Genomic DNA, 18331 nt, shown 5'->3' with positions numbered 1-18331 from the left:
TGGATGCAACACACCTTCCAGCTCACGAGCGACGACAAGGTCCTGCACAAGACCCCCACCACCTTCGACGTGTCGGTCTGGGAACTGTTCTGGCCCCTCATCACCGGCGCCACCATGGTCATCGCCAAACCAGGCGGCCACCGCGACACCGCCTACCTACGCGACCTCATCGTCGAAGAAGGCATCACCACCACCCACTTCGTCCCCTCCATGCTGGAAGCCTTCCTCCTCGAAGAACACATCCAGCTCCCCCAGCGCGTCATCTGCTCCGGCGAGGCGCTGCCCGCCGACCTGGCCGCCCGCGTCCCCGGCGCCGCCGTCTTCAACCTGTACGGCCCGACCGAGGCCGCCGTCGACGTCTCCTGGCACCCGTACGTCCCCGGCGAGAGCGTCGTCCCGATCGGGCGGCCCGTGGACAACACCCAGCTGCACGTCCTGGACGCCGCCATGCGACCGGTGCCCGTCGGCACCCCTGGACAGCTCCACATCGGCGGCGTCCAGGTGGCGCGCGGCTACCTCAACCGGCCCGCCCTCACCGCCGAACGCTTCGTCCCCGACCCCTTCACCCCAGGCTCCAGGCTCTACGCCACCGGCGACCTCGCCCGCTGGCTGCCCACCGGCGAACTCGAATACCTCGGCCGCACCGACTTCCAGGTCAAGATCCGCGGCATGCGGGTCGAGCCGGGCGAGGTCGAGGCCGCCCTGCGCGCCGAACCCTCGGTCGTCGACGCCGTGGTGACCGCGCACGACGGCTACCTGGTCGCCTACGTGGTCGGCGAGAGCGGCCCCGAACTGCGCGAACGGCTGCGCTCCCGGCTGCCCGACCACCTGGTCCCGCGCGTCTGGATGCCGCTCGACGCGCTGCCCCTCACCTCCAGCGGCAAACTCGACCGGGCCGCGCTGCCCGCGCCCGAGCCCGCGAGCGGCCGGCCGTACGTGCCGCCGCGCGACGAGATCGAGGCGCGCGTCGCCGTGCTGTACGAAGAGGTGCTGGACGTGACCGCGGTCGGCGTCCTCGACGACTTCTTCGAGCTCGGCGGCCACTCACTCAGCGCGCTCAGGCTGGCCGCCCGCATCAGGCACGAGCTCGGCAGGAACCTGCCGGTGTCGGCCGTGCTGGCCGCGCCCGCCGTCCACGAACTGGCCGACGTGCTGAGGCAGCCCGAGGACCTGGCCCCCGCGAGCCGGGTCGTGGCGCTCAACGCGAAGGGCGACCGGACGCCGGTCTTCCTCATCCACGCGCTGGGCGGGCAGGTGTTCCGCTACCACCCGCTGGCCCGGCGGCTCGGCCCCGACCAGCCGGTGTACGCGATCGCCGCCCACGGTCTCGCGCCCGGTGAGGAGCCGCACACGTCGCTGGCCGACATGGCCGACGCCTACGTGGACGACGTGCTGGCGGTCCGGCCGCAGGGGCCGTACGTGCTGGGCGGCTTCTGCATCGGCGGGAACATCGCCCTGGAGGTCGCCAGGCGGCTGCGCGAGCGCGGCGAGCAGGTCCCGCTGGTCGTGCTGATGTACGCCAACGCCGAGGAGCCGGTGGCGCCCGCCTCGCTGGAGGACGACACCGTCCTGCTCTTCCACGCGCTCGCCGGCGGCCCGGAGGAGACCCTGGGCCTCAACCCGGAGCGGCTGGCGGAGCTGCCGCCGGAGGAGCGGCTGCTGGCCGTCATGGGCGCGGCGTCGGCGGCCAACCGGCTGGCCCCCGACACCGCCGACGTCGAGCAGGCACGCCGCTACCTGGCGGTCTTCCGGGCCAACGCGCACGCCGTCGGCGGCTTCAGGCACGAGCCGTACGACGGTGACGTGGCGCTCTTCGCGCCGCGGCCCGAGGACGGCCAGTGGCCCTCGGTCGTCAAGGGACGGCTCGCGCACGCGCCGATCCCCGAGGAGCGCGTCCCGATCCTGTACGAACCCCTGGTCGCCGGTGCGGCCGCCGATATCAGAAAGTGGATGGACCATGGCATCCCCCACCAGTGAGCAGTCCACCCTGTGGCGCAACGCCGACTTCCTCCGGTTATGGGCCGGGCAGAGCCTGTCGCAGTTCGGGTCCTTCATCACCTACTTCGCGATCCCCGTCATCGCGGTCACCGTCCTGAACGCCTCCGAAGAGGAGATGGGCGTGGTCGGCTTCCTGCTGAGGGCGCCGATGGTGTTGTTCCTGCTCTTCGGGGTGCTGGCCGACCGGGTGCGCAAGCGGACCGTCCTGATCTGGACCGACGTGGCGCGCTTCGCGCTGCTCATGCTGATCCCGATCGCCTGGTTCGCCGACATGCTCACGCTCGCCTGGCTGTACGTCGTGATCTTCCTGATCGGGCTGCTCGGGACGATGTTCCAGGTCGCCTACCGCAGCTACTTCCCGTTCCTGGTGCCGCCGGAGAACTTCCTCGAAGGCAACTCCAAGCTGCAGCTCACCGAGTCGCTGGCCAACACCGTCGGCCCCGGCATCGCCGCCGCGCTGCTCAAGGTGATCGCCGCGCCCGCGCTGCTGATCATCGACGCGGTGTCCTACCTGGCCTCCGCCATCGCGGTCGCGCTGATCAAGCGGCCCGAGGCGCGTCCCGAGCCCGACGACACCACGGCACGCCAGATCCACAAGGCCATCTGGGAAGGCGTCCTGTGGGTGATGAAGCACCCGCTGATCCGCCCGCTGGCGATCTCCTCGGCGGTGTTCTCGCTGTTCATCCTGGGCGCGATGAACTCCATCTACGCGCTGTACGTGATCCGCGAGCTGGGCGTGCCCGCGGCCTGGTTCGGCGGCATCCTGGCCGGCGGCGGCGTGGGCGCCATCCTCGGGGCGCTGCTGGCCGTACGCGTGATGAAGCGCTACTCCGTCGGCGGCGTGCTGGTCTGGTCCATGGTGTACGGCAACGTGGCCCTCTTCCTCATCCCGCTGGCCACCGGCGAGATCTGGCTGAAGGTCGGCATGCTGGTGGCCGCGCAGGTCATCAGCGGCGTCACCGCGCAGGTCTTCTTCGTCACCAACACCACGCTCGTGCAGACGGTCACCCCGCCGCAGTTGCAGGGCCGCGTGATCGCCTCCATCTACTCGCTCGGCCTGATCCCCGCCCCGCTGGGCGCGCTGGGCGCCGGTCTGCTGGCCGGGGCGGTGGGGATCAGAACCGCGCTGTGGGTGGTCATCGCGATCGGCGCGCTGGTGCCGATCGCCGCGATGGTGTGGTCGCCGCTGGCCAAGCTCAAGCAGATGCCCGAACCCCCCGGCCAGGCCCAGGCTGAGGCCCAGGCTGAGGCCTGAACCAGGCGGGCTCAGGCGACCAGCTGGGCGATGAGCCTTAGCTGACGGCTGCGCAGCCGCCGGGTGGGCGTGACCAGGCCGACGATCAGGCTGGTCGCGCCCGCCTCGCGGTAGGCGGCGACCCGCTCGCGCAGCTTGCCTGCCGGGCCGCACAGGGTCATGGCGTCGATGAGCGCGTCCGGCAGCAGGGCCATGGCCTCGCCCTGCCTGCCGTCCAGGAACGCCTCCTGCAGCAGGGCCGCCTCCTTCTCGAAGCCGAGCGAGGCGGCCAGCCGGTTGTAGAAGTTCGTGCGCCGCGAGCCCATGCCGCCGAGGTAGAGGGCCAGCATCGGCCGCATCATGTCGTAGGCCAGCTCCTGGTCCTCCTCGACCAGCGTGAGCAGCATCGGCGCGACGTCGATGTCCCGCCCGTTGAGGTGCGTGCGCATGGTGGCCAGGTGCTCGGGCGGGAAGTGGATGGCCAGCCAGCCGTCGGCCAGCTCCCCGGCCAGCGCGATCGTCTTGGGGCCCATCGCCGCCAGGTAGACCGGCAGCCGCTCCTGCACCGGCGAGACGGCCAGCGACAGCTCCTTGCCCTCGCTGTGGTCCAGCGGCAGCGTCATCGTCTGGCCCCGGTAGCTCACCGGGGCGCCGCCGAGCGCCAGCCGTACGACCTCCAGGTAGTCGCGGGCGCGGGCCAGCGGCCGGTCGAAGCGCTCGCCGTGCCAGCCCTCCACGACCTGCGGCCCCGACACGCCGACGCCGAGCCTGGCCCTGCCGCCCGACACCTGGTCGATGGTGGCCGCCGTCATCGCCGCGACCACCGGCTTGCGCCCTGACATCTGCAGGACGCCGGTGCCCAGCGCGATCCGCTCGGTCTGTCCGGCGATCCAGGCCATCAGGCTGGCCGGGTCGGTTCCGTACGTCTCGGCCGCCCACACCGACTCGTAGCCGAGCGCCTCCGCCTCCCTGACCAGCGCCAGGTGGTCGGCGGGGCCGAGCCCCGCGCCACCCCAGTAGCTCATGCTGTAACCGAGGCGCATCCCATCTCCTGAGCGATCACGGCGGCCAACGGCCCTGGGGCGTCCTCGGCCAGCCAGTGGGTGGTGTCGATCGGGCGCAGCACCGGCCTGCGCTCGCTGTGCCTGCGCCAGCCCAGCAGGCCGCCCCTGGTCAGCGAGCGGTCTCGCGTGCCGTACAGGACGGTGATGGGGGTGGGCAGCGGCGGCGAGTGCCGGTGCCGGTAGCCCGCCAGCAGCCCGAAGTCGGCGCGCAGCGCCGGCTCCAGCACCGGCCAGAGCGCCTCCCGCTCGGCCAGCTCCGGCGGCACGCCGCCGAGTTCGATCAGCTGCTCCCAGAACAGCCACGACGGCAGCGAGGGCAGCCGCCGCAGCGGCAGTGTCACGTCGGGGGCCACGAACGAGGCCACGACCAGCCGCTCGGGCGCGCCCCCGAGCTCCACGACCCTGCGGCAGACGAGGTAGGCCAGCAGCGCGCCGCTGCAGTACCCGAACAGCGTGTACGGCTCCCGCCGCGCCACCAGGTCGCGGGCCAGGTCGTCGACCAGCCCGTCGAGGTCGGTGCGCGGCGCCTCGGCGAGCCTGGCCTGACGGCCCGGCAGGTTCACCGCCCACAGACCCACCTCGTCCGGCAGGCACGCGGCGACCGCGTTGAGCGAGGAGGGCCCGCCACCGGCGTGCGGGAAGGCGACCAGCGCCCGCTCGCCCTCCTTGACCTGGACGAACCACGGCGTCATCGGATGCCTCCCAGGTGGGCGGCCAGCTCGGCGGCGGTCGGATGGTCGAACACGGCCCTGACCGACAGGGCCCGGCCGGCCAGCTCCTCCAGCGGCGCGATCAGGCGGACGGCCAGCACGGAGTGGCCGCCGTTGAGGAAGAAGTTGTCGTGCGGCCCGAGGTCAGGGCGGTTGAGCGCGTCCCGCCAGAGGGCCACGACCTGGCGGACGAGCCCCTCGCCCGCCTCGGACGGCGCGCCCCGCTCGTCGCTCGGCACGACCAGGTCCAGGTAGGCGATCTTGCCGTTGGCGGTGGTGGGGAGCCGGTCGGCGACGACGTACCCGGTGGGCACCGCGTAGTCGGGCAGCCGGGTCCTGGCGAAGCGCCAGAGCTCCTCCCGCAGATCCTCGCGGGTCGTTTCGTCTCGGGTTGTTTCGAGGAAGGCCACCAGGCGGCCGTCGGTCTGCGGGTCGCCGTCCAGGACGACGGCGGCCACCCTGACCGCCTCGTGCTCGTGCAGGACCGCCTCGACCTCGCCCAGCTCGATGCGGTGGCCGCGCAGCTTGACCTGCCGGTCGTCGCGGCCCAGCAGCTCGAGGACGCCGTCGTGGCGGATCCTGGCCCGGTCGCCGGTGCGGTAGAAGCGGCCGTAACGCTCGTGCCGGCCGAAGCGCTCCCCGGTCAGCTCGGGCCGGTTGAGGTAACCGGCGCTCACCCCGTCGCCCGCGACGCACAGCTCCCCCGGCACGCCGGGCGGCGACTCCCGGCCCTCGCCGTCCAGGACGAAGATCCTGGTGTTGGCCAGCGGCGCACCCGCGGGCACCGGGTCGCCCGGCCGCTCCACCAGCTCGGCGGCGGTGGACCAGATGGTGGTCTCCGTGGGCCCGTAGACGTTGAAGACCCGGCAGCCGAGCGCGAGCAGGTCCCTGGCCAGCGCCGCGGGCATCGGCTCGCCGCCGCACAGCACCGTCCGCCCGGCCAGCTCCCCTCCGGCCTCGGGTACGGCAAGCCGCCAGGCCGTCGGTGTCGCCTGCACGACCTCCACCGTCCCCGCCAGCTCCAGGAACCTGCGCGGCTGCAGCTGGTCCTCGTCGGAGGCCACCACGACCGTGCCGCCGACGGCCAGCGGCAGCAGCAGCTCCAGCCACGAGATGTCGAACGAGGGAGTGGTGGACCACAGCGCCGAGCGGGGCTCGCCCAACCGGGCGGCGAAGTCGAAGACGAGGTTCGTCAGGTTGGCGTGGGTGACCTGGACGCCCTTGGGCTTGCCGGTCGAGCCGGAGGTGTAGATCACGTACGCGATCTCCCCGTGCTCGGGCTCCCCGAGCGGAGCCGTGGCCTCGGGCATGGCCACGACGGGCGTGCTCCCTGCCCACTCCGGCCGTTCCACGCCGGTGATCACCAGGCGGGCGCCCGAGTCGGCCACCTGGTAGGCCAGGCGCAGCTCCGGCTGGCGGACGTCCAGCGGCAGGAACGCCGCCCCGGCCTGCCAGACGCCGAGCACGGCGGCCACCAGGTCGGCCGAGCGGTCCAGGCCCAGCGCCACCAGTTCGCCGCGCCGTACCCCCTGCTCGCGCAAGAGCGCGCGGACGGCCGCGGCGCGGCCGAGCAGCTCGTCGTAGGTGACCTCGCGCGCGCCCTCCCGCACCGCGACCGCCTGCCCTGGGCGGATCCGGGAGACCAGCGTGTCGGGCCACTCGCGGGCGGTGTCGTTGACCCTGTCGAGCAGCGCCCGGTCGGCAGGCGACAGCACGTCGGCCACCGCTCCCCCGGCCGCCTGCCGCAGCACCGCCGCCATCCGGGCCACGAACGCCTCGATCTCGGCCTCGTCGTGCACCTCGGTGCTGTGCCACGCCCTGATCGTCAGCCGGTCAGGCTCCTGCACCGCGACGACCTGCAGGTCGAGACGGCTGCGGTCGAACAGGTCCTCGATGTAGCCCGGCACCTCGCCACGGATGCGCACCTGCTCGTCGCTCCACGGCCGGTAGTTGAACATGTGCCGGAACAGCGGCACCCGCCAGTCGTCGGTGCCGTGCCCGCGGCGGGTCAGCACCGCCTCCACCGACGCGTCCGCGTGCTCGACGCCCTCCTGCCAGGCCTCCTCGACCCGCCTGGCGACCATGCCGAAGTCCTCGTCCAGCTCGGCGCGCACACGCAGCGGCAGCGTGCTGACGCCGTAGCCGACGTGCCCGCGACCCGCCGCGGTCCTGGTGCTGACCGGCATGCCCACCACCAGGTCAGGCCCCGCCCCGTGACCGCGCAACGTCAGCAGGAACGCGGTGGCCAGCACGATGTTGCCGGTGGTCCGCAGCCGCGTCCTGAGCTCTTCGAGAGCCTTGACGGTCTCCTCGTCGAGCTGCCACGAGCAGGTGTGCCCGGCGAACGTCGGGTTGGACGGCGAGTGCCTGCTGCCGGGCAGCACCATTGCCGCCGGGTCTGCGCCGTCGAGCCGCTCCAGCCAGTAGTCGAGCGACTCCTGCGACGGGACGCCGGGCTCCAGCATGGGCGCGACACCCGTCAGCTCGGCGGGCAGCGGCTCCTGGGCCGTCTGGCTGTCGTAGAAGCGGCCCAGCTCCTCCACCAGCAGCTGCATGGAGTGGGCGTCGATCACGATGTGGTGGCCGACCAGGCAGACGACGCTGCCCCCGCCGTCGGGCAGGGTGAAGTGGCCCGCCCTGACCAGCAGGTCGCGGCCCAGGTCGAACGGCTCGTCCAGGAACGCCTGCAGGTCGGCGACCAGCGTCTCCTCCGACGTGGGCCTGGTCACGAGCTTGAGCTGCGCGTCCTGCGGCGCGGTGAGGTGCCTGACCGGCGCGCCGCCCACCACCGGGAACCTGAGGCGGAGCGCGGGATGCCGCTTGACCAGGCGGTTCACCGCGATCTGCAGCGGGAGCCTGCGCAGCGGCTCGCGGGTTCTGAACGCCACGGCCAGGTTGGAGACGCCGCTGGCGGGGGCGAGCTGTTCGAGCACCCAGAAGGAGTACGGCACGGCGGTGAGCGGACGCGTGGGCTCCATCGACGGGGGCAGCTCGTCGCCCGGCCTGGGGATGGGGACGCGCTGCAGCGGATGGTCGGGCTCGACGGCCGCCCACTCCACCGGCGCCCCCGCCACCCAGAGCCGGGCGAGGGCCGCCATGAGCCCCCGCCGATCCCGCCCCCACGGCTCAGTCTTCTCGGGTACGGCCTTTTCGGGTACGGCCAGCCCCGCCCCCGTGTCTTCGGGGGCAGCGGGCTGCTGCCGATCGCCCCAACCGGCGGACCCGGCCTTTCGCGTCAGGTCGGCGATCAGGTCGTCGAGCGAGCGCGTGGCCGTCGGTGCGACGCCCCAGTCGGCGAGCGTGGCGGTCAGGGCGTAGGCGGAGGTGAAGGCCGCCGCGTCACCGGCCCAGTCCGCGGGCAGGCGGCCGGTCCAGCCTGGGGGAAGGTCGTGGCCGTGCCCTTCCAGGGCCTCCACGCAGACGTCCACGGCCTCGGTGAAGACCCGCTCCACGCCGTACAACGCCGCCGCCAGCTCCGCCGACACCTCACCCGGCAAGGCGCCGGTCCAACCGAAGGCTTGGCCGGAGCGGGCCTCGGCCGTCAGCGCCGCGGCGGCCTCGGCCGCGCTCCCGCAGACCACCGCTCCGCGTACCGCGTGCACGGCCCTGCCGCGCAGCAACGTCCCCACGGCGTCGGCGAACAGTTCCTCGCGCAGCCCGGCGAAGAAGCCCGCCAGGCCGCGCCGTACCGCGTCCGCCTCCTGGGGCGTGCGGCCCGACCACACCACCACGCGCGGCCTGACGTCGGCGGGAACGTGCACCGGCGGATAGCCGTCCTCCACCGCCAGGTCGTCCGGCCAGATGACCCGCTGCACGATGTCACCGTCGAGCAACGCCCGATCGAGCAGGCGCAGCACCAGCGTCCCGGTGAGCGCGGCGACCTCGCCGCTGTCGGCGACGGCCAGCTCGCACTCCCCCGCCAGCAGCGCGGCGCACGCCTTGCGCACCCCGTCGAACACCCTGACGACCTGCGCCGCCGGATCGTGCCCGGCCTCCTCCACGGCATCGTCCTGACCGGTGAACCGGCCCTGCGCGATGACCGCGACCGGCCTCTCCTCAAGCCCGGCCCCGAGCGCGGTCTCGGGCGTGGACTCAGGTAAAGCCGAGGGCACTGACTGGGGAGTGGTCACCGGCCGTCCTCCCGGAGGCGGGCGCGGATGTCACGGCGGCTGCCGCCGACCGGCCGTCGCCGCCCCGCGTCGCCTCGCGCCGGTGCGCTGCCCTGCGCGATCAGGCGGCCGAGCGCCTCCAGGTTGGGATGCGTGAAAAGCGCGGTCGCCGGCAGGTCGACCCCGAGCGTCCCGGTGATCTCGTCGTGCAGCTCGACCAGAGCCAGCGAATCCAGTCCCGCCTCGAAGAAGTTCAGGTCGGGGTCGAGCGGGCGGCCCAGCCGCCGTTCAACGAGCTCCGCCACCACCTGCTGGTGGTTCGTCGGCCGACTGGCGTGGGTCATCCGGCGTCCTTTGTCCGAGCCTGAAGCATGGTGCCGGAGGGGATCACCATCCGGCACCATGCATCCTTCCCGAGTCCGACAACCCCCGACAAGCCCGGATTTTTCGGGATTTGTGGGGAGGCTCAGGGGTGCCAGGTCGCGGACACGAGCGTGGGCACCGTGCCTTCCCTCGCGGTGACGAAGACGAGCACCGGAGAGATCATCGGGGCGGCCAGGTCGAGTTCCAGGATGTTGCCGGCCGTCGAGCGGGCGGGCGTGGTCAGGTCGCCGTCCCTGACGCTGATGATCCGATCCACGTACGGCGCCGCCGTACGGAAGACTTCACGCGCGGTGTGCCGCAGCCGCCTCGCCTCGCCGCCCGCGCGCAGGACAGCCCTGCGCACCATCCTGGCCTTGGCGGGCTTGCCGGTCGCGGCGGCGATCTTGCTGCCGAGCCGGATGGTCAGCCGGCCGCCCGCGCCGAACACGCCGGGCGGCACGGGGTTGACCACGAACATGCCGGTGCGCAGCGAGCTGGTGCCGCGCCGGTTCGGGTTGGCCAGGCCGCCGCAGCTGATGAGCGAGTGGGCCTCGCAGCGGGCGCCGTCGAGCGCCTGGCCGCGCAGGTACGTCGCCCCGTCGTGGCTCTCCGCGAACGCCACGCTGTCGATGCGCAGGCCGGCCGTACCGCCGCCCATGACGGTGCCCGCCACCGCCTCGCGCAGCTCGCGGGAGACGCCGCTGCCCTCGGTGATGTCCAGGGCCTCGACGCAGACCAGGCCGTCGTCTGGCACTTCGTCGGGCATCAGGTCGAAGGTGGCCTGGGCGCTCATGATGCTCTTGCCGCCCTTCAGCAGCACGCACTGCCGCAGCCGTCCCTGGGCGCGGACCTGCACCAGGCGCGGCGGCAGGTGCGCGGCCTGGACCTGGCCGGACGGCTCCGGCAGGTGCCAGCCGGGCACGGAGACGGCGTCCACGGCCAGCGACACCTTGACGCGCAGCGGCCTGCCCTTCGCGGCCACCTTGAAGCCCACCAGGCCCGAGCGCTCGAACCGGCCCATGATCTGGACGCCGCGGTGGAACTGGTCGGCCACCTGTAGCGCGGCCGTTCCTCCGCTGAACACGTCGGCAGGTGGCGACATCGGAACGACGGTCTCGTCGAACGCGGTGGCGGGGCCGTTCAGAAGTGAGGTCATGAAGCGCTCCTCGATGCGGTGAGGGCCGTGGCGAGCCCTGCTGGATCCCGGAAGTCGAAGCGGCCGAGCAGCGGCTCGCGCCGTTCCCACATGCGGCGCACCGCGCAGTGGAGCGGGTCGCCGTCGCGCTCCACGTGCCGCATGCCGACGGCCAGCGCGCGCAGGTAGTCCTCGCCGTCGCCGAGCTCCCAGTGCGGCAGCAGCGGCGAGGACACGTCGGCCCCGCTTCGGTACAGCCACAGCCACAGCCGCGCCCGTTCCCGCTGCTCGGGCCCCAGGACGGACTCGCCCTTGACCTGCTGAGCGACGGCCTCGGCGAGCAGCCGCCAGTAGTCGGCCCTGCTCTCGGCCACGTGCGACAGGCCGCAGCCGCTCCACTCCGACCAGCCTGCCTGGATGACAGGGATGCCGTAGGCGGGCAGTTCGTTGGAGACGCTGCCGCGGACCGTGACGCCCACGTCGGTCAGGCTCCACAGCATGTTCTTCGACATCGTCCCGCTCGGCGCGAAGGCCAGGTGCGAGCGCCCGGCATGGTGTCGGGCGACGGACGCGAAGTGGCCGGTGGTGTCGTAGCGGTCCTGGCTGGGGTGGTCGAGGAAGAGCCAGTTCACCGACTCCTCGGTCGCGGCGAAGTCGGCCGTTTCCTCCAACCATTGCGCGAGATCGTCGAATATTTCGAGGTTCGTTCCGACCGCGTCGGACACGGCATGGTTGAACACGGTGAAGAGCGGACGGTCCGGATCGAGGCCGAGCCGATCGCAGCCGTGCCGGCGAAGCTGGCGGCGTTCGGTCTCCGTACGGACCTCGAAAGAACTCGTGTCACCTCTGCCCAGGTTCTCCTTGGCGCGCCAGGCCACGAGCTCGGCGTTCGGCCTGATGAGGTCCCTGTGGGGCCAGACGCGCTCGTCGAAGAAGCGGGCGATCTCGCGGGTGAGCTCCTCGCGGAAGGTGCCCTTGCCCTGCCGCGCCTCGGGAAAGAGCGTGTACGCCTTCAACGACCCGGTGCTCTGGGCGTGCACGACCGGGATCTCCATGCGCATGGCCGTCTCGACCGCCAGCCCCCACTGGTCGTAGTCGACATGGCTGGTGACCAGGGCGACCGGCGACAGCTCGCCGAACAGCCGCTCGTAGACGGCGGAGAAGGCTCTGGTACGGGCACGCCGCGCGCGGTAGCGACCGTTCTCGGCCTCCGGCAGCCTGGGCACCTGGTTGAGCCGGATCAGCGTCGCCTTCTCCATCTCCTGGAGCGCTGCCCGATCGATCCCCTCGGCGGGATCGTCGCCGTGCTCGGCGAGCCGGCGGTCGGTGAGGTCGTGCATGTCGACGACCTCGGCCGCGCCGAACGCCTCCGCCAGCTGCCGTACCCGCTCGACGTTGAACTCCTCCCACAGCGCCTTGCTCCACTCACGGTCGGTACCAGTGAGCACGACGAGCCGGGCGGAGGTCACATCGCAGATCGCGTTGGCGAGCAGCAGGTTGCGGACGATCACGCGGATGTCCTGGTGCATGGCCTCGGCCACCACGCAGGGGCCGGGCCCGGAGGGGCGTCTGCCCCAGTAGACCCTGGCAGCTTCGAGCAGGCGGTCGAACTGCCGCCCTTCCCCGACAAGACGCATCTGCCCCTCCATCACTCATCGCCGTGCAGCCGCGTAGGACCCTGCCAGGAGCGGGCGAGGCACGGCCCGGCCAACACGCAATCCTTTGCCAGGGCGTTGTCGTTGAATGGGCTCGCCACCGATCCGATCCGATGACCGGGCCCGAAAATTCTCCGAATCAGGGATGAAACAACCGGCAAGTTCCGGACACGTACGGAGTGAAGGTGCCTCCTACAAGAGGGAGCAGTGTGGGCCCCCCTGATCTCAAGCAGCGCTTTGAAGAGATCTACACCGCGCACTATCCGGACATCCTCGCTTACGTCCGGCGGCGCACGAACTCTCCCGATGACGCTGCCGACGCCCTCGCCGAAACCTTCACCACCGCCTGGCGACGCGTGGCGGACATCCCCGGCGGGGCCAGGGCCCGCCTGTGGCTGTACGGGGTGGCCCGCCGCGTGCTGGCCAACGGCCGGCGAGCCGAGTCCCGGCGCAGCGAGCTCGTCGAACGGCTCGGCGCGCAGCTCGCCGTGTGGGCGGAGGCGTCCGGCCCGGCGGGCACGGACGATCTCGACGCCGTCCGTGAGGCGTTCCGCCGGCTGAACCCCGACGACCGGGAGATGCTCGCTCTGGTCAGCTGGGAAGGGCTGAGTTCCGAAGAGATCGCGACGGTGTTGGGCTGCTCGCGCGGCGCGGCCCGGCTGCGCCTGCACCGGGCGCGCAAGCGCCTGGCCGGCGAGCTGCGCATCGCCGGGCTCGACCTGGCCAGGTACGGCTTGCGGGCGATCGCCTTGACGAAGGGGAGGACGTGATGGACGACATCCAGCGCACCATCGACCGCCTGGTCGCCGACATCGCGCCCGACCCCGGCCCCGGCATGACTCCGCTGGCCAGGGAGCTGTTCGAGGAGATCACCACGACCTCGGCCGTCGCGCCGGCCCGGCCGCACGAACGCCGTCGCCGCTGGCTCGCCGTGCCGGTCGTCGCCGTGCTGACCGCTGCGGCGGTCGTTCTGGGATGGGCCCTTCCCGGCGCTCTCGGCATCGGCTCGGCTCCGGCCTCGGCGGCGCTGGACATCAAGCAGGAGGGCGGCTACTACGTCATCGCGGTGAAGGACCTGTTCGCCGACCCGGACATGTACCAGTCCGAGCTCAAGGCGCGCGGCCTGGACATCACGCTGGAGCTGGTGCCGACCTCCGCGAGCCACGCAGGGAAAATCTTCGTGATCAACTCTGCCGGCCTGCTGAAGGAGGGAAAGCCCGCTCCTGCCGACGGCCCCGTCAAGACCTTCGACGCCCCCGGCCCCTGCCACCAGTTCGCCGGATGCCCGATCGGCGTGAAGGTTCCAGTCGGCTACAAGGAGCAGGCTGAGATCATTCTCGGCCGCGAGGCCCGTCCCGGCGAGAAGTACACGATGCCACCGGGAATCGGCCTGCCCGGAGAGCCGCTGCACTGCGTGGACTACGTCAACAAGACCGTCGCCGAGCTCGTGCCGATGCTGCGCGAGCGCGGTGTGGAGGCGGAGTTCGTCTCCTACACCCAGGGGGTCCGGCCTGCCGGCAACTGGTACGTCCACGACGGCGTCATGAGCTCGGCGGGTAAGGCACTCATGGTGGCGAGCACCACGCCGAACCCCAACCCGCGACCGCTGGACGCCACCTGTTCCGGCGGCTCCTGACCCTGGAGCAGGGCTGAGGCTGAGGGCTCAGGCCGTCCTGTCACCGCCATGCGCTCTGTTCCGCATGCGCGGATTCCTCCCTGACGACCTCCGTCGATGACGATCGGATTCCGCATGCTCACAGAAAGTCGCCTGGTCGCGCTTTCCCGGCGCAGTCCGGTCAGGTTCGCCGCCCTCGCGGACCACCGGGTCTTCACCGTGGTTCTCGTTCTCGCCGCGGCGTTGCGGGTGATCACGATGCTCGGCTACCGGCCCGCCCAGCTGTACTGGTACGACTCCTTCAGCTATCTCGACACCGCGGTCCACCTCCAACCGTCGGCCGCCTTCCACCCGATCGGGTACCCGCTGTTCCTGCGGGCGCTGTGGCCGTTCCACAGCGTCGAGGTGATCGTGGCCGCCCAGCACGTCATGGGCCTGGTCACCGGCGTGCTGATCTATGCTCTGCTTCGCCGCCGATCACTGCCCGGCTGGGGCGCCGCGCCAGCCGCGGTGCCGATCCTGTTCGACGCTTCCTACCTCCGGCTCGAGCACGCCGTCCTGTCGGACACGCAGTTCATCTTCCTGGTCGTGGCGGGTCTGACCGTCCTGATGTGGTCGCCGAGGCTGTCGGTCCGTGCCGCCATGGGAGCGGGCCTGCTGTTCGCGCTTGCCGCGCTGACCCGGACGATCGCGCTGCCCCTGCTCCTCCTCGTCCTGGTCGTCCTGGCCGTCCAGCGCCTCGGTTGGCGGCGTCTGGCCGCCGTGGCGGTGGCAGGGACGCTGCCCCTGGCCGCCTACGCCGCCTGGTACGGCGCGCATCACGGCAGGTTCACCCTCAGCGGCGCCGACGGAGTGGCACTGTGGGCACGCACGATGACCTTCGCCGACTGCGCGGTGATCAAGCCGCCCGCCGAGGAGGCGAGGCTCTGCCCCAACGGGACCGTCGTGGACGCTGCCTCCGAGTACGTCTGGGCGCCAGGGGCCTCGCTGAACCGGCTCCCCGGTGGCCGGTTCTCGCACAACGACCTGGCCCGCTCCTTCGCGATCAGGGCGATCGCCGCCCAGCCGCTCGACTACCTGCGCGAGGTCGTCCGCGACACCTCGATCGCCTTCTCCTGGACCCCGATAGCGCATCCTCGGCGGACCACTCCGGCATTCGGCTTCAACCGTGGCCACTGGCCGCTGCCCGGCCAGCCGCTGATCGACAAGGTGAAGCGGGAGTACGACCAGGACATCAGGGGGCTCTCCTCTGTCGGGCCATACGCCGACTTCCTGATCGCCTATCAGTATCCCGCCTACCTGCGTGGGCCGCTGTTGGCCGCGATCCTGCTGCTCGGCGCGGCGGGCGCGGTGCTGCGCCGCCGCACGGCACTGCTGCCCTGGACGGTCGCGATGGGCCTCCTCGTCGGCCCGGTCGCCGTCCTGGACTTCGATCACCGATACGTGCTGCCCGTGGTTCCGGTCGCCTGTCTCGCCGCCGCCCTCGCCCTGCACGCCCTGCTCCGGCGGTGCAGCGAGCGAGCGGGCCCGGGACAGGCGGGTGATGGCGAAGGCCCCGGCCGCGCACGCGGCTGAGCCGGGCCTCGACCGGCGCGAGCTGCAGCGCACGCTCGACGAGATCCCCAAGGGCGGCATCGCGGGCGCCTACTCCGCCGTCCAGGACGGCTGGCACCGCTGGCGCGGCGCGGCGGGCCTGGCCGACCTCGAGGCCGGCCGCCCCACGCGGCCGGCCATGTTCCACCGGATCGGCAGCATCACCAAGACCTTCGTCGCCACCGCCGTTCTGCAACAGGTCGAACAGGGCAAGGTACGGCTCGACGCCCCCGTCGAGGACTACCTGCCCGGTCTGCTTCCCGACCGGCGCATCACCGTCAGGATGCTGCTCAACCACACCAGCCACCTCGGCGACTACGACGCCGCGATCATCACCGGCCCTGACAGCCTCGAAGAGATGCGCGCGCGGCAGTACACCGACCACGAGCTCGTCCAGCTCGGCCTCGGCGTCGGCAGCTCGGGCGAGCCGGGAGCCGCGCCCGGCAGCTACTCCAACACCAACTACGTCGTGCTCGGCCTGCTGCTCGACAAGGTCACCGGGATGCCCGCCGAGCGGTACATCACCCGGCACGTGATCTGGCGGGCGGGCCTGTCCCACACGTTCTTCCCCCGCACGCCGCACCTGCCCCGCCCGCACGCCAAGGCGTACACGTCGGCGTTCGGATCCTTCCCGCTGAGAGACTTCACACGTTCAACATGTCGTGGGCCGGTACGGCGGGCGCGATGGTCTCGACGATGGACGACCTCAACCGCTTCTTCCGCGCGCTGCTCAGCGGCCGGTTGATCGGGCAGGCGCAGCTCGCCGAGATGATGAAGACGGGCCCGATCACGCCGGGTCCCGGCATCCCCTTCACCATGGACTACGGGCTCGGCCTCATCGCCTACCCCACGCCGTGCGGAACCCTGTGGGGGCACGACGGCGGCGTCATCGGCATGGCCACGCTGTCGCTCAACACGGTGGACGGCGGCAAGCAGGCATCCGCCGGCATCAACATGACCTGGCACCCGGGCACCGAGGCGGGCCAGCAGGCCTGGGCGGGGCACGTTGTCGGCGCCATGTGCGGGGCCGGCGGGTTCAAGGCCTCCGACGCCACGAAGCTGCCGATGATCGAGGCGGGCGCCTCCGCGAAACGCTGAGGGACCTCCCGCACCCTGCTGCGCGTGCCGTACCCGATGAATCCGGACGAGACGCGCAGTGGGCCGGGTCACTTACGGAAGTAGGCGCGGGCCGACGGGAGCAGGAGAAGGACGATGACCGCCACCGAGGCCAGGATCGTGGCGTACAGGCGGCCGTCGGAAACGGCGAGCAGCCAGGCGGGGTAGACGCGTTCGCTCGCATCGAGGACCGCCTGCGCGTTGCCGCCGGCGCCGAGGAAGGACTGCAGGTACTGCACCTTGGCCGCCTGGCTGGTGAAGATGAAGACGTCGAGGGCGAGGAACAGCGGCTGCACGATCAGGGTCAGGATCCGGCCGGCGCGCTTGCCGGCCAGGTTGAGCCACGCCAGGATCGCCGCGATCACGGCGGTGGTGACGGGCACCACCAGGGCGTAGCCGCCCTCGTCGAAGTGGATGCCGTTCTCGGCCAGGACGGAGGGTGAGAGGCCCTGCCTGGCGAGCTCGGCCTCGGCCGCGGCCTGGACGTCGGCGCCGTAGACGAGGCCGGCGAGGGGTGCGATCAGAAAGGCCAGGGCGAACAGCAGCTGCAGGACGCCGGCGACGGTGACGGTGCGGGGACGGGCCTGGTTCTTGGTGGTTTCCATGGGAAAGACGATCGCGCCACCCGCTGATACGCCGCTCTCACGGCGCTGAGACCGCGCTGACGGATATAGCTCCCAATCGGACGTCAAAGAGGTTCGCGGGCACGTGTCCGCCCGGCAAACAGACCTCACAGACACGCTCGACACAGGTTTCCCACTTGGGCGGCGAATCAATGAATTGTCGGAGAGAGGTGGGAACCATGTGGTTGATACGATTCTTGGCAGTGATGTCGGCCCTGACCATGAGTACCGGCGAGCACACGGTCCCGGCATCGCTCTCGAAACCCGGAGGCGTCGAACCTGTGGGGCCCGGCGGGCGATGGACGCTCAAGTTCCGCGACGAGTTCCATGGATCCGCCGTCGACGAGTCGAAGTGGCGGCATCGCTCGACGGCCGAGTCCGACTGGTCCGGCGAGCCGTACGGCACCGGCAATCCGGGCAGCAAGCAGTTGGAGTTCGACCAGCCCAGCAACTGCTCCGTGGCCGACGGATCGCTGACCATCACGGCCAGGTCCGACGACATCCGGTCCGAGTCCGGGCACCGCTACTGGTGGACCAGCTGCCTGATCACTTCCACCGGGCCGCAGGGTTACGCCTTCCGGCACGCGTACGTCGAGATCAGGGCGAAGCTTCCCGAATCATCAGGGTTCTGGCCGTCCTTCTGGACCTGGCAGGCGGCGGGGAACCACGAGCGGACCGAAACGGACGTCTTCGAGTACTTCTCCGACAACCGCCGCCACCTGTATCTCACCCGGCACTCCGACGACGACCAGGGGTGCATCCACAAGCCCGGCTTCGACCCGAGCGCGGGCATGCACGTCTACGGCGCCGACATCCGCGAGTCGGGGACGGACTTCTACGTCGACGGGACGCGGGTGTGCCATGCGGACGGCGCGCCCCAGGGCCCGGTCAACCTGATGGTGAGCAACTTCGTGTACTCCGGGGTGCCTCCCGCGCCGGAGTCGGTGGGTCGCCTGGTGGTCGACTACGTCCGCGCCTGGCAGAGGTAGGCCCGCCCAGAAACGTGGGGGGGGGGCCCGGCGGGGGCGCCCGCCCGGGCAAGTTAATACGATGTGGGGCCCGGGCCCGGTGGATAGAGGGGTAGTTTTAAAAAAAAACAACACACCAGACACCCAA

The 18331-nt window shown here is 71.5% G+C and carries 13 protein-coding genes and 1 pseudogene; 7 read left to right on the top strand and 7 right to left on the bottom strand.

Features of this window, described 5'->3' with window-relative positions; all coding sequences use genetic code 11:
* Together ACFXJ8_RS42810 and ACFXJ8_RS42805 are read left to right on the top strand one after the other, a co-directional pair.
* The coding region (locus ACFXJ8_RS42810; RefSeq protein ID WP_379651135.1) for an AMP-binding protein at positions 1-1977 on the top strand (1977 nt) is incomplete at its 5' end.
* The gene (locus ACFXJ8_RS42805; RefSeq protein ID WP_379651133.1) at positions 1958-3253 is read left to right on the top strand and encodes an MFS transporter; all 1296 of its coding nucleotides are present in this window, start codon (positions 1958-1960) and stop codon (positions 3251-3253) included. The genes ACFXJ8_RS42810 and ACFXJ8_RS42805, both read left to right, overlap by 20 nt.
* A gap of 11 nt (positions 3254-3264) precedes the next feature.
* On the opposite strand, the gene ACFXJ8_RS42800 is transcribed toward ACFXJ8_RS42805, so the two are convergent.
* From ACFXJ8_RS42800 to ACFXJ8_RS42775, 6 genes are all read right to left on the bottom strand, one after another.
* Entirely contained in the window at positions 3265-4275 is a 1011-nt protein-coding gene (locus tag ACFXJ8_RS42800; protein ID WP_379651132.1) for an LLM class flavin-dependent oxidoreductase, read from the bottom strand.
* The gene (locus tag ACFXJ8_RS42795; protein WP_379651130.1) at positions 4254-4988 is read right to left on the bottom strand and encodes a thioesterase II family protein; all 735 of its coding nucleotides are present in this window, start codon (positions 4986-4988) and stop codon (positions 4254-4256) included. Before ACFXJ8_RS42795 ends, ACFXJ8_RS42800 begins: the two co-directional genes overlap by 22 nt.
* Positions 4985-9136 carry an amino acid adenylation domain-containing protein gene (locus ACFXJ8_RS42790; protein ID WP_379651128.1) on the bottom strand — a complete coding sequence of 1384 codons (4152 nt, stop codon included), beginning with the start codon at positions 9134-9136 and terminating at the stop codon, positions 4985-4987. Before ACFXJ8_RS42790 ends, ACFXJ8_RS42795 begins: the two co-directional genes overlap by 4 nt.
* A complete protein-coding gene (locus ACFXJ8_RS42785) occupies positions 9133-9459 on the bottom strand; it encodes an acyl carrier protein (RefSeq protein WP_379651126.1) in 327 nt (108 codons plus the stop codon). The genes ACFXJ8_RS42790 and ACFXJ8_RS42785 overlap by 4 nt, the downstream gene beginning before the upstream one ends.
* A 122-nt stretch (positions 9460-9581) precedes the next feature.
* A complete protein-coding gene (locus tag ACFXJ8_RS42780) occupies positions 9582-10634 on the bottom strand; it encodes a hypothetical protein (RefSeq protein ID WP_379651124.1) in 1053 nt (350 codons plus the stop codon).
* Complete coding sequence (locus ACFXJ8_RS42775; RefSeq protein WP_379651122.1) at positions 10631-12250, bottom strand: hypothetical protein; 1620 nt, start codon at positions 12248-12250, stop codon at positions 10631-10633. Before ACFXJ8_RS42775 ends, ACFXJ8_RS42780 begins: the two co-directional genes overlap by 4 nt.
* A 227-nt stretch (positions 12251-12477) precedes the next feature.
* On the opposite strand from ACFXJ8_RS42775, the gene ACFXJ8_RS42770 reads away from it, so the two are divergent.
* The 4 genes and pseudogenes from ACFXJ8_RS42770 to ACFXJ8_RS42755 all read left to right on the top strand — a co-directional run bounded on the left by ACFXJ8_RS42770 (position 12478) and on the right by ACFXJ8_RS42755 (position 16574).
* Entirely contained in the window at positions 12478-13038 is a 561-nt protein-coding gene (locus ACFXJ8_RS42770) for an RNA polymerase sigma factor (RefSeq protein WP_379651121.1), read from the top strand.
* Complete coding sequence (locus ACFXJ8_RS42765) at positions 13038-13904, top strand: hypothetical protein (RefSeq protein ID WP_379651119.1); 867 nt, start codon at positions 13038-13040, stop codon at positions 13902-13904. The genes ACFXJ8_RS42770 and ACFXJ8_RS42765 overlap by 1 nt, the downstream gene beginning before the upstream one ends.
* A 114-nt stretch (positions 13905-14018) precedes the next feature.
* Positions 14019-15458: a hypothetical protein gene (locus tag ACFXJ8_RS42760; protein ID WP_379651117.1), complete on the top strand. Its 1440-nt coding sequence runs from the start codon at positions 14019-14021 to the stop codon at positions 15456-15458.
* Positions 15427-16574 (top strand): annotated as a pseudogene (locus ACFXJ8_RS42755) (serine hydrolase domain-containing protein). Before ACFXJ8_RS42760 ends, ACFXJ8_RS42755 begins: the two are co-directional and overlap by 32 nt.
* Before the next feature lie 68 nt (positions 16575-16642).
* Here the strand turns inward: ACFXJ8_RS42755 and ACFXJ8_RS42750 are convergent.
* A complete protein-coding gene (locus ACFXJ8_RS42750) occupies positions 16643-17197 on the bottom strand; it encodes a hypothetical protein (RefSeq protein WP_379651115.1) in 555 nt (184 codons plus the stop codon).
* Positions 17198-17421: 224 nt separating this feature from the next.
* Between ACFXJ8_RS42750 and ACFXJ8_RS42745 the strand changes: the two genes are divergently transcribed.
* Positions 17422-18204, top strand: coding sequence for a family 16 glycosylhydrolase (locus ACFXJ8_RS42745; RefSeq protein WP_379651137.1), 783 nt, complete (start codon positions 17422-17424; stop codon positions 18202-18204).
* Positions 18205-18331 lie beyond the last annotated feature (127 nt).

The organism is Nonomuraea sp. NPDC059194 (genome assembly GCF_042754765.1).
GTDB lineage: Bacteria > Actinomycetota > Actinomycetes > Streptosporangiales > Streptosporangiaceae > Nonomuraea.
The sequence above is the reverse complement of the archived record's forward strand: the minus strand, read 5'-3'. Positions and strand labels throughout refer to the sequence as shown.

Coding starts and splice junctions, on each gene's coding strand:
- ACFXJ8_RS42750 (WP_379651115.1), bottom strand. CDS start 17,197: ATGGAAACCACCAAGAACCAGGCCCGTCCCCGCACCGTCACCGTCGCC.
- ACFXJ8_RS42800 (WP_379651132.1), bottom strand. CDS start 4,275: ATGCGCCTCGGTTACAGCATGAGCTACTGGGGTGGCGCGGGGCTCGGC.
- ACFXJ8_RS42780 (WP_379651124.1), bottom strand. CDS start 10,634: ATGACCTCACTTCTGAACGGCCCCGCCACCGCGTTCGACGAGACCGTC.
- ACFXJ8_RS42795 (WP_379651130.1), bottom strand. CDS start 4,988: ATGACGCCGTGGTTCGTCCAGGTCAAGGAGGGCGAGCGGGCGCTGGTC.
- ACFXJ8_RS42745 (WP_379651137.1), top strand. CDS start 17,422: ATGTCGGCCCTGACCATGAGTACCGGCGAGCACACGGTCCCGGCATCG.
- ACFXJ8_RS42765 (WP_379651119.1), top strand. CDS start 13,038: ATGGACGACATCCAGCGCACCATCGACCGCCTGGTCGCCGACATCGCG.
- ACFXJ8_RS42775 (WP_379651122.1), bottom strand. CDS start 12,250: ATGCGTCTTGTCGGGGAAGGGCGGCAGTTCGACCGCCTGCTCGAAGCT.
- ACFXJ8_RS42805 (WP_379651133.1), top strand. CDS start 1,958: ATGGCATCCCCCACCAGTGAGCAGTCCACCCTGTGGCGCAACGCCGAC.
- ACFXJ8_RS42785 (WP_379651126.1), bottom strand. CDS start 9,459: ATGACCCACGCCAGTCGGCCGACGAACCACCAGCAGGTGGTGGCGGAG.
- ACFXJ8_RS42760 (WP_379651117.1), top strand. CDS start 14,019: ATGCTCACAGAAAGTCGCCTGGTCGCGCTTTCCCGGCGCAGTCCGGTC.